Annotated in this window: 14 protein-coding genes; 1 reads left to right on the forward strand and 13 read right to left on the reverse strand. The window is 70.8% G+C overall.

Translation table 11 applies throughout. The features are described 5' to 3' along the window. The 13 genes from BLR95_RS14905 to BLR95_RS15870 all read right to left on the reverse strand — a co-directional run. A partial coding sequence (locus BLR95_RS14905) for an S-adenosylmethionine-binding domain-containing protein (RefSeq protein WP_245689573.1) occupies positions 1-198 on the reverse strand: 198 nt, incomplete at its 3' end. A gap of 259 nt (positions 199-457) precedes the next feature. Next, entirely contained in the window at positions 458-1,246 is a 789-nt protein-coding gene (locus BLR95_RS14910) for a helix-turn-helix domain-containing protein (RefSeq protein ID WP_143131039.1), read from the reverse strand. Between the two features lie 18 nt (positions 1,247-1,264). Further along, positions 1,265-1,732, reverse strand: a complete 468-nt coding sequence (locus BLR95_RS14915; protein ID WP_092621982.1) for a helix-turn-helix domain-containing protein — start codon at positions 1,730-1,732, stop codon at positions 1,265-1,267. Between the two features lie 11 nt (positions 1,733-1,743). Then, the gene (locus BLR95_RS14920) at positions 1,744-2,268 is read right to left on the reverse strand and encodes a host-nuclease inhibitor Gam family protein (protein WP_092621984.1); all 525 of its coding nucleotides are present in this window, start codon (positions 2,266-2,268) and stop codon (positions 1,744-1,746) included. Next, a complete protein-coding gene (locus BLR95_RS14925) occupies positions 2,265-2,657 on the reverse strand; it encodes a helix-turn-helix domain-containing protein (RefSeq protein WP_092621986.1) in 393 nt (130 codons plus the stop codon). Before BLR95_RS14925 ends, BLR95_RS14920 begins: the two co-directional genes overlap by 4 nt. Then, positions 2,654-2,959 carry a hypothetical protein gene (locus BLR95_RS14930; RefSeq protein ID WP_092621988.1) on the reverse strand — a complete coding sequence of 102 codons (306 nt, stop codon included), beginning with the start codon at positions 2,957-2,959 and terminating at the stop codon, positions 2,654-2,656. The genes BLR95_RS14925 and BLR95_RS14930 overlap by 4 nt, the downstream gene beginning before the upstream one ends. Beyond that, positions 2,956-3,237 carry a hypothetical protein gene (locus tag BLR95_RS14935; protein WP_143131040.1) on the reverse strand — a complete coding sequence of 94 codons (282 nt, stop codon included), beginning with the start codon at positions 3,235-3,237 and terminating at the stop codon, positions 2,956-2,958. Before BLR95_RS14935 ends, BLR95_RS14930 begins: the two co-directional genes overlap by 4 nt. Continuing rightward, positions 3,203-3,583 (reverse strand): helix-turn-helix domain-containing protein, encoded by a 381-nt coding sequence (locus BLR95_RS14940; RefSeq protein ID WP_092621992.1) that lies wholly within the window; start codon positions 3,581-3,583, stop codon positions 3,203-3,205. Before BLR95_RS14940 ends, BLR95_RS14935 begins: the two co-directional genes overlap by 35 nt. Further along, entirely contained in the window at positions 3,576-4,145 is a 570-nt protein-coding gene (locus tag BLR95_RS14945) for a helix-turn-helix domain-containing protein (RefSeq protein ID WP_092621994.1), read from the reverse strand. Before BLR95_RS14945 ends, BLR95_RS14940 begins: the two co-directional genes overlap by 8 nt. Positions 4,146-4,147: 2 nt before the next feature. Then, the gene (locus BLR95_RS14950; protein ID WP_092621996.1) at positions 4,148-4,909 is read right to left on the reverse strand and encodes an AAA family ATPase; all 762 of its coding nucleotides are present in this window, start codon (positions 4,907-4,909) and stop codon (positions 4,148-4,150) included. Further along, positions 4,888-7,095 carry a Mu transposase C-terminal domain-containing protein gene (locus BLR95_RS14955; RefSeq protein ID WP_092621998.1) on the reverse strand — a complete coding sequence of 736 codons (2,208 nt, stop codon included), beginning with the start codon at positions 7,093-7,095 and terminating at the stop codon, positions 4,888-4,890. The genes BLR95_RS14950 and BLR95_RS14955 overlap by 22 nt, the downstream gene beginning before the upstream one ends. After that, positions 7,092-7,568, reverse strand: a complete 477-nt coding sequence (locus BLR95_RS14960; protein WP_092622000.1) for a DNA transposition protein — start codon at positions 7,566-7,568, stop codon at positions 7,092-7,094. The genes BLR95_RS14955 and BLR95_RS14960 overlap by 4 nt, the downstream gene beginning before the upstream one ends. Positions 7,569-7,644: 76 nt before the next feature. Then, positions 7,645-7,971 carry a helix-turn-helix domain-containing protein gene (locus BLR95_RS15870; RefSeq protein ID WP_092622002.1) on the reverse strand — a complete coding sequence of 109 codons (327 nt, stop codon included), beginning with the start codon at positions 7,969-7,971 and terminating at the stop codon, positions 7,645-7,647. 226 nt (positions 7,972-8,197) lie between these two features. Between BLR95_RS15870 and BLR95_RS14970 the strand changes: the two genes are divergently transcribed. Beyond that, entirely contained in the window at positions 8,198-8,974 is a 777-nt protein-coding gene (locus tag BLR95_RS14970) for a S24 family peptidase (protein WP_092622004.1), read from the forward strand. Positions 8,975-9,223 lie beyond the last annotated feature (249 nt).

The following is a 9,223-nucleotide window of genomic DNA, read 5'->3' on the forward strand; positions in this document are numbered from 1 at the left end:
CGCCAGCAGACAATCACCCCGAGCCAGGTGTCCGACCGGCAAGGCCTTGATGGCGTCCAGCGACATGCAGCCGTAGTGCGCCTGGGGCGCCTTGCGCTCGCCCTTGGGCGACCACAGGGCCTGTTCCCAGGGTGGATCGGCAATGATCGCTCCGTAACTCAGTGGCCGCAGGCGTCCGAAGGGCCAGCAGTCGGTCATGACGGCGCCTCCCAGAACTGGCAGGCCGGGCTGCTCGCGAGCACGTCGCTGGCCCGACCGCCGGTCCACCGCTCCCGCGCCAGCCCGCACTTGAGGTACGTTTTGGCACACTCCACTCGCGCCAAGCGGCGGCAGGTCCGGCAGGTTTCCCCGGCCGGTCCCCGTCCTGGGGTACCCGCGTGGCCGCGCGGCCGCACGTAGTGCCGGCCTCGGAGGGGCTGGGGCGGGGCGCCAAAGAGATCCGCTTGGTTGGAGACCGTCATATCGTCAGGTCCTCCGTCTTCGTGCGCCGGCACCGCGCACACATCCGATGATGCGGCCCGGCGGAAACGAAGGACGCGCCACAGGTCATACAGTTGCGCCGGATCGCCGGCCGCTCCTGCCGGCCCACGGCGGCGTCGGAATCAGGTACGCAGAATCCCCCCTCCGCCGTGAGGCCGGCCCAGCCCTGTAAAGCCATGATGTCGACGATCTCGTCTCGGGTCCGGCCCAGGTGGTGGGCCATCTCTCGGAGGGTGCGCCCCTGATCCATCAGAGCGCGGACTTGGCGGGCCTCATCGGCATCGTCGCGCGGCACCCCCTGGTCGCGCGGTGCTGGATCGCTCGGCGCCTGGTCATGGGCCGCCGCCGCATCCTGGCCCGGCAGCACGTACTGACGACTCGACGTCTGGCCGACAGCAGCCAGCCGGCCGGCAGCGACCAGCGCCCGCAGGCGCTTGCTGGCCGTGGGCTGGGAGACCTCCAGCGCCTCGGCCAGGGCTCTTCCCGTCAGGCGCACACCCTCGTCGAGCAGCGCTCGAGCCGTCCCCAGGGCGGCCTCCAGCTCGGGCGGCAGAGTCCACGACGATGGCACCGGGGTCGACTTGGGCTCTGGCGCCGCCTCGACGGGGGCCGGTTTTGGCTCCGGCGGGGGGTCAACGGGCGCCGCCGGAGCCCGGATGAAGGTGAAAGCCGCGCGCGCCCGCTCGACGGCGGCATCGGCGCCATGCGGCAGGTAGGCCTTGAGCAACGTCAACCGCAATCTCTCATCAGTCGTCAGGACGCTCATGGTGGCCTCCTTCATCGGTCAGTCCCGCCGGGCCATGGTCTTGAGCAGATCGAGCACCTGGGTGCGCAGTTGGTCCTTGGGCAGACGCCAAAAGGCGCGGTTCAGCTCGAGGGTCATGGACTTGGACCTCTCGTCGGCCTCGCCGGCGGGCACCATGGCGGCCAGGCCGGCCTGTTCGGGCAGGTTCTGGGTTGGCCGGTCCTTGGTGGTTTCCTCGGTGATGTCCTCGAAGAAGAAGGAAATGGGCACACCGAGCACCCGGGCCACGTCGAACAGCCGCGAGGCCGAGATGCGGTTCCCGCCACGCTCGTACTTCTGCACCTGCTGGAAGGTGACGCCGATGGCGGCGGCCAGTTGCTCCTGGCTCATGCCAAGCAAGGTACGACGCAACCGAAGCCGCCGGCCGACGTGAACATCCACCGGGTCGGGCCCATATTCCTTGGCCGTGAAGGGCTGGCGACGAGGGGGTTTGGTGACGTGGTTCATGGTCGCCTCCCTCACGCCGCCTGCTCGGCGGGATCGTCCCGCAACAGCGCCTCGACCAGCTTGTCGATCTCGCTGTCGGTCGGGCGGATCACCACCTCGTCGCCGCTCTCGATCACGGTCACGCCGATCCGCTTCAACTCGGCCACCGTCATCTGGTTGAGGGCGCCCTTCACCGGGCTTTCGCGCACCTGGATCAATTGCTCGGCGCGGTCCGGGTAGTGCTTGCGGATAAGCTCGACCACCTTCTGGCCGTCGGCGAACTCCAGCCGCCCCTTGCCCTTGGCGAAGCCCACCTTGACCCCGTGCAACACCAGGGTCCTGGGCTTCTGGAACAACTGCGGGGCCAGTTCGATGGCCGCCGACAGGCGCGACCGGGCTTCGGCGGCGGCGGCGACCAGCTGGCGGATGCGCGGCAGCCGCCGCCGGCGGATCACCGCCACCTCGTCTTCCAACTCCTGGACGGCGCAGCCCAGGGTGTCGCGGGCCGCCGCATAGCGACGGGTCAGGTCCTCGATGTCTCCAAGCGTGGTGGTCATCCGAAAAGCCTCCTGTGTGAGAAGAAAGACTGCCGCCGTCGGAAGGGGCCGCTGACGGCTCCAGCGATGATCAGGCGGTCGGGATGGAGAGGAACGGCCAGCCGGCCCCGCAGCCGCTCGTAGCGGGCGGCCCACTCCGGATCAGAACTGAGGCGCTCCTGAGCCCGGCCCAGCGCGGCGATGACGGTGGTGTGGTCGCGGTCGCCAATCTCCCGCCCGATGGCGGACAGCGACGCGGGGGTCATCTCGCGGGCCAGCAGGACGGCGAGATCGCGCACCCGGACCAGGGCTGCCGTGCGCCGGTCGGAGATGATGTCGCCCGCCGACACCCCGGTGTCGGCCGACACGGCGGCGATGATCCGCCGGATGGTGGGGTCGCGGCGGGTCATGGCGTCGCCCCCGTTGCCAGGGTCCGCACCGCCACCACCGCCGCCGCCAGGGCATCCCCGGTGACCGAATGCTCCTGCCCGGCCAGCACGCGCAGCGCGGCGTCCAGCGCGTCCTCGGCCGAGATCGGCCCGGCCCGGTGGTGTATTTCTCCACCCGCCGTCTGAACGGCCACGTGGTAGGCTAGGTCCCCGTCCAGGCCGACCAGGATCAGCCCGTCCGGGCCGGCCGCCGCCGCGAGCACCGTCACCGAGGCCTCGGCGGGGCCGACGTAGCGTTCCAGGGGCGTGAGAGTGATCGTCATGCCACGTCCCCCCCGCCGCTGGGCTCGACCACCCGCAGCCGCCGCCCGGTGCGCACCCCGCGCCGCGCCAGCAACTGGGCCAGATCAACCACCTCAGGAGGCAATTCGGCCCGCTGCCCCACCGGCACCGGCTGCCCCTCCAGGGCGCGGGCCTGCTCGGCGCAATCGTTCAACACCTCGCACAGCGCGGCGGCCTGGGCCGGGGCCAGAACCACCCCGGTCTCGCCACCGCCCTCCGCCAGATCAGCCGCCAGGGCATCCAAGGTCTGAGACAGCATTGTTCCCGTCCTTTCGTCGCTGATCGGGATGACGCGGGCAGGTCCGGCAGGCCGCCCAGGCCCGCAGGGCCGCCGCGCTCGACGTCGGCATGGCCCGCGCCGCCCGCGCCGCACAGTCCGTGCCGGAGATTTCCTGCCCGGCCAGGGCGGGGCAGGGGTGGACCGCCAGCATCCCCAGGACCCGCTCACGGATCTGGTGGGTGCCGGCGCGATAGGTGCCGTGCAGCACGCCGCTGACCGCCGGTCGGCTGATCCCCAGGCGCCGGGCGGTGGCGGCGATGCTGCCGCTGCGGGCCACGTCGGCCCTGAGCAGGGCCAGCCAGTCATGGTCGGCGCCGTCAGTCATCGCCGCTCCCCACCGCCACGGTGTCCCCGGTGTTGGGGTCGCGCACCGCCCGCCGGCCGTCGATCAGCATGGGGGCCTCCGGCCCGGTGTCGCGGACCAGCGCATAGCGCAGGCAGGGTCCGCCGCCGGCCAGCCGGCGCAGATAGCCGGCGCGGAACAGGGTGCGCAGGTAACGTTGCACCTCGCCTTCCCGTTCGCCGGGGCGCAGCGCCAGGCCGGCCACATCGGCGATGGTGAACTTTCCCCGCATCCGCATGGCTCGCCAGGCGCGCACCCGGAGGCTGTCGCGGTGCCGACGCATGGCGGTGAACTGCTTGATCGGGGCACTGGTCAGGGGGGTGCCGGCGGCGACATGCGCCCGGCCGTGGTCGGTCAGCCGGAAACAGCCCACCTCGGCCCGTTCGATCAGGTTCCGGCGGACCAGCTTGCCGCTCGCCTCACCCACCTGCTTGCGGGTCAGCCCGCTGCGCGCCGCCAGCTCGGCGGTGGTCAGACAGACTTCCGGCCCGCCGGCGGCCAGGACGGCCAGAAGACTTTCCTGATGGGTTGCCACGCCGCACATGGTCAGGCCGCCCGCACCCGGATCGCGGCGCCGGTCTTGCGGTCATACATCAGGGTTTCGCCGGCCATCTCGGCCCGCCCGATGGGGCCGCCCCCGTGGCGTCGGCCAAAGCGCTCGATGTTGGCCACCGCCTCCTTGCATTCGCGCAGCAGCCCGCCGCTTTCCTGGTGCAGGAAGGCGAGAAGATCGTCCCCGACCTCCACCTCGCACAGGGTGTCTACGAAGGCGCGCACGTCCTCGAGCGAGGCCCGCTCGAAGCGCACCGTCGCGCCCACCCGGCTGCCGATCTGCTGATAGCGGGTCATGGCGTTGCCGATCCGCCCCATGCCCACGAAGACGAACGGCACCTCGACCAGGTCCGACAGATCGCGGAAGGCTTCCATCAGGGTGCGGCTGCGGGCGATGTGGTCCACCTCGTCGATGACCACCGCGAAATCCCGTTCCTCGCGCGCCGCCTGCACGGCCCGAAGGTGCAAGGCCTCGACGGCCTGCCGGTACATCTTCTGGTACGAGTGCTCAGGGACCAGCCCCATCGCCTCCAGCAGTTCGCGCAACTCCCAGGTGGGCGTCCAGCCGGTCTTGGCCCGCACGTAGGGCCAGCCCCCCTGGGCGGCCATCCTCATCGCGGCGAAGGTCTTGCCCAACCCCGGCTCGCCATCGACCACGATCAGGCAGGCCTCTTCCGCCCCCCGATCCTTCAGGCCGCCGATGGCCCGCATCAGGGCCTGCACGTTCCTGGTCATCACGAATTGATCGCGTCGCATGTGGTGTCCGTCCTCCTGTCCTGCGCATCCTGGCTCTGTGCCCCCGCCGCCGGGGGCCGCTCGGCCAGGTCCTCAAGGCCCGCGAGATCGATCCCGTTGAGCGGGGCCAACTCGCGGAAGTCCCAGCGCCGCGTGAGTTTCCGCATCCACTGGGTATCGGTCGGCAGCCAGCGGTCCGGGTTGGCGAGCAGCCAGCGGGCCCAGCTGTAATCGTCGGAGAACCGGGGCCGGGGACCGTCAGGGGCGGCGAACGTCGGGGTGGGTTCTGACGCCTCCTTGATGGCGGGCGTCTCGCGGGGCGACAGGGAGACCACCTGGGCGGTCGCCGGGGGCGAGTCCGCCGCCGGCGCCTGGAGGGCCTCCTGACCGCCGGTGCGCTCGGCCTCGATGCGCTCCCGCTTGTCGTCCAGGCGCTTGATGGCGGCGGCATGGCGCCGTTCCCGCGCCTGATCGCGCACGCTGACCGGCACGTAGTCGGTGCGGTGCCCATCCCAGCGGGCCACCGCGATCAGCCGCCCCACCCGGTGGGCATCGGGCGTGCGGTCGAGCTGACGCACCCACACCCGGGCCGCGTCGTGGATGTCGTAGCCGACGGCCACCTCGTCGCCGTGGAACTCCTCCAACTCCGGGGCGAAGTACTGGTTGCCGAACAGGTCCACCAGGGCGCGGCGGGTGCGGCGCACCGCGTAGGGCCGGGTCAGGTCGGCCCCTTCCTCGGCCGAAATCATCAGCGGCTCCCAGCCGTCGGCGCGGGCCGCCGCCCAGGCCTCGTCCGGGCTCATGTGCCGGCGCCGGCCGCTTTCGGGATCGACCATCCGGGGCAAGCCGCGATGGGGCCGGGCGTTGTAGTCGGCCAGGGTGTCGTCGATGAAACGCAGGAACAGGTCCCACGCCATCACCGCCTCCGAGCGTCCGCCCTGGCGGTAATCGGCCCGCACCTTCTTGATCAGGGCCCGCGCCGCGTCCTTGTCCAGATCGCGCCCCAGGTAGGCGGGCAGGGTCTTGGCCGCCGCGTTCCACTGACGCTGGAAGCTTTCGATGATGCCCCGCGACTGCGAGCGATCCGGCAGGCTGTCCATGTTGGTGATGCCGAGGCGGGCCAGCAGGCCGACCAGGGGATCATCCAGCGTCTCGTTGTCGAAGCCGGGGCCGTTGTCGGTGTACCAGATGGCCGGAATGCCGGCGCCGATCACCGCGTGCCGCAAGGCGTCGGTGACCACCGAGGCGCTTTCCGCCAGCCCGGCCGACCAGCCCACGGCGCGCCGGGTCTTGACGTCCAGCACGGTGACGATTTCCGGCTTGAAGGGGTGTCCCGACAGGGGATTGCGCACCCAGGCCCGGAAGGTCTTGCCGTCGGCGGTGTAGATGTCACCGGGCGACAACAGGGCGGTGTCGCGCATCCGGTAGGCCCGCAAGGCCAGCATGCCCCGGGGCCCGATCCGACCCAGCGCCCGTTCCTGGGGCGACAGGGACTTCAGCAGCCGCCGCGCCGCCTCCGCGCTGGGCGCCGCCACGCCGGCGGGCAACAATCGCTGAAGGTCGGCGCTGCGGCAGATTTCCGCCACCGAGCGCTTGCCCGGCCGGGCCCACAGCCTGAGGAAGGGGGCCTCCCAGCCGGCGTTCTGGCGCCGGGGCGGTGGGGCCTTGGGGGCCAGGGCGGCGGTGCCCGCCCGGCGCCGCTCGTCGAACCAGCGCTGCACCGACCGCGCCGACAGGGTGCGCGATCCGCTCTTGCCGCCCCGCTGGTTGGCAAGGGGGACCAGAGCCGCCAGGGCCGAGCGCAGGGTGTCGGTGCGGGCCGCCTCGGCCAGGACCAGCGCGGCCTGTCGTTCGCTGGCCGCCAGCCCCAGGGCGAGCAGACGGTCGGCCTCGGCGAGCAGGGCCAGACGGGCCTCGAAGGCCGCCCGTTGCCAGCCGGCGAAGTCGCGCGGGTCCTGCGGCGGGCGGGGCGGCGGCTCGGGATCGGGCGTGAGGTCGCGTCGCGCCAGCGCCGCCCGGGCCTTGGCCGGCAGGGCGGAGATGGGATACTCCCGCCCGCCACCCCGCCCCTGCCGGGGGCGATGGGGCCACGACTCCCGGGCCGCACACAATTGAATGCCACGTTCCGTCCCCGGCAGCCCGGGTAGGGCCAGACTGGCCAGCTCGGCCGCCGAGAACCAACCGTCTTGGATCTGGGGGAGACTCATCGCGCCCCCCGCCGGCGGCGCCGCCGGGTCTCGATGCGTTGGTCCAGCTGATCCAGGTAGTCGGCCACCTCGGCCCGACGGTCGAGGTCAATGATTTCCTCGATGTCTTCCCGGTGCCGGGCCTCGACCACCATGTGGCCGAATGGTTCGGCCAGCATCTGAAGCAGCCGCATGTCCCCGGTGGCGTGGATCAGCGCCGCCAACCGCACCACGTTGATCACTCGATCCTCGCGGCTTTCCGAGGCATAGGCGTCCAGCGTCCCGGCGCCGACCGCCTCGCCCAGGTACAGGGACATGGCCTCGGCGATGTCCTCGCGGCTGCGCGGGCAATCCCGCAAGGCCAGGGCGACGGCTTTCGAGACCTGGGCCCGCAGCGAGGCGGCGCGCACCTGCTCGGAGTCGAACCGGTGCACCACCGGCGGCGGTTCCCAGTCGAGCAGGGACAGGGTCCGGGTGTCGCCCCGCGCCTTCATCGGCCGGCCCTCCCCGACGCCTTGCGGGGGAGCCCGCCGCCGCGCGGCAATGTATGGCGGCGTGCGCAAACCACGGTCAGGCCGCCGTGTCTTTTTGGCGCTGACCAGCTTCGCCGGTCGGTGTAGGTTTGGCGGGTCGGCGCAGTCGGACCGGATGGGTGTACAGGGTGCGCGGCTGAGGGCGCTTTCTTTCGCCGTTCGCGTTATAGCGCGAGGGCCACAGATCCCGGGGCGCCCGGCCCAGGACCTCCGCGATGGCCAGTTCGCCGGCGCGCATGGGATAGCGCACCGCCTTGCGAGCGCTGCCGGCGGCCAGGTCGAAGCGGCGGTCAATGTCCGCGTAAGTCAGGCCCTGACAGCGCAGAAGGTAGAGAATGGTCTCCGGGCGCGTGTCGTCGGACATGGGCTCTTTCCTGCTCCAACCGGCCTGCCGGGGCCGGTTTTGTTTGGGCGACGGATTGGACGTTGGGGAGAAGGATACGCATTGAGATGCGAACCCGTCAAGCCTCCAGCTCGCATAATTGCGCGAGTCTGCCTTCGGGCTTGGCCGCCCCGGCGGGTAGGCCCCGCCAAACGGGCGAATTTTCAGGCTTTCCTGGCGCCTTGGCGTCCCGGTCAAGGGGTGTGTGATGGGTCCTGACTCGAACCAAGGCGGCCTGGCCGAGCGCCTGAGGCTCGCACTAGGGGACGAAAGCGTGAACGCGCTTGCCGGACGGTCCGGTGTTCGGGAAAGCTCGATCCGGCAGTACCTCGCCGGCTCCATCCCCGGGGCGGACAAGGCCGCACAGCTTGCCGCCGCCTTGGGTGTCTCCATCGATTGGCTGGTCACCGGTGCCGGCCCAAAGACAGCCGACCCCTTGGCGCCGGTGGCGACGCCTGAGCTTCTGGAGGCGATGGTGGCGGCCACGCCGGAGCGTTTGGCGGCGGCCCGGGCCGACCGCTCCAGGCCCCGGTCACAGGGGACACCGCAACCGCCTCCGGTCGCCGGGGATTATGTCCTGGTGCCCCGCTTCAACGTCGAGGCCTCGGCCGGCCACGGGGCCTGGAACGACCGCGAGCAGGTGGTCGATTTCATGGCCTTTCGGGCCGATTGGGTGCGCCGGGCCCTGGGCGCCGATCCCAATCAATTGGCCCTCATCGCCGCTGCCGGTGACAGTATGGAGCCGTCAATCAGGGCCGGTGATCTTCTGTTGATTGACACCGGCGTCACCCGGGTGATCGATGATGCTGTCTATGTCTTGCTGAGCGGGTCGGAACTACTGGTCAAGCGCGTTCAGAAGTTCTTGTCCGGAGCCCTCACCATCAAGAGCGACAACCCCGCCTACGCCCCCGAAAACCTCACCCCCGCCGAGGCCGAAACCCTCTGCGTGGCCGGCCGCGTGCGCTGGATCGGCCGCCTGATCTAGGCCTCTGACGGCCTCGCGCGGCGTTCGGGGTTGGGCCAGAGTTCCGCCCGCCCCCCGCTTGCCTTGCCGACCCCTATGTGATTGTCTTGTATGTGTTATTTGGAACCCCGAACGGCTTCTGGCCATCGTGTTCCAAATTTCGGAGTTTTGCGCCTAGAGCGTGGAGCTCCAAACCTGAATCGAGGGATTCCCAAGACTCTGCGTCCGTGATTCACTTTTCTTTTTGGGAGGTGGATCATGGGCAGGAGC

It is taken from the genome of Roseospirillum parvum (assembly GCF_900100455.1).
GTDB classification, from domain to species: Bacteria; Pseudomonadota; Alphaproteobacteria; order Rhodospirillales; family Rhodospirillaceae; genus Roseospirillum; species Roseospirillum parvum.

Bases quoted from the DNA above. Each gene is read 5' to 3' on its own strand.
- BLR95_RS14920 (WP_092621984.1), bottom strand. From the start codon at position 2,268: ATGACCACCACGCTTGGAGACATCGAGGACCTGACCCGTCGCTATGCG.
- BLR95_RS14970 (WP_092622004.1), top strand. From the start codon at position 8,198: ATGGGTCCTGACTCGAACCAAGGCGGCCTGGCCGAGCGCCTGAGGCTC.
- BLR95_RS15870 (WP_092622002.1), bottom strand. From the start codon at position 7,971: ATGTCCGACGACACGCGCCCGGAGACCATTCTCTACCTTCTGCGCTGT.
- BLR95_RS14910 (WP_143131039.1), bottom strand. From the start codon at position 1,246: ATGAGCGTCCTGACGACTGATGAGAGATTGCGGTTGACGTTGCTCAAG.
- BLR95_RS14960 (WP_092622000.1), bottom strand. From the start codon at position 7,568: ATGAAGGCGCGGGGCGACACCCGGACCCTGTCCCTGCTCGACTGGGAA.
- BLR95_RS14915 (WP_092621982.1), bottom strand. From the start codon at position 1,732: ATGAACCACGTCACCAAACCCCCTCGTCGCCAGCCCTTCACGGCCAAG.
- BLR95_RS14940 (WP_092621992.1), bottom strand. From the start codon at position 3,583: ATGACTGACGGCGCCGACCATGACTGGCTGGCCCTGCTCAGGGCCGAC.
- BLR95_RS14925 (WP_092621986.1), bottom strand. From the start codon at position 2,657: ATGACCCGCCGCGACCCCACCATCCGGCGGATCATCGCCGCCGTGTCG.
- BLR95_RS14945 (WP_092621994.1), bottom strand. From the start codon at position 4,145: ATGTGCGGCGTGGCAACCCATCAGGAAAGTCTTCTGGCCGTCCTGGCC.
- BLR95_RS14930 (WP_092621988.1), bottom strand. From the start codon at position 2,959: ATGACGATCACTCTCACGCCCCTGGAACGCTACGTCGGCCCCGCCGAG.
- BLR95_RS14955 (WP_092621998.1), bottom strand. From the start codon at position 7,095: ATGAGTCTCCCCCAGATCCAAGACGGTTGGTTCTCGGCGGCCGAGCTG.
- BLR95_RS14950 (WP_092621996.1), bottom strand. From the start codon at position 4,909: ATGCGACGCGATCAATTCGTGATGACCAGGAACGTGCAGGCCCTGATG.
- BLR95_RS14935 (WP_143131040.1), bottom strand. From the start codon at position 3,237: ATGCTGTCTCAGACCTTGGATGCCCTGGCGGCTGATCTGGCGGAGGGC.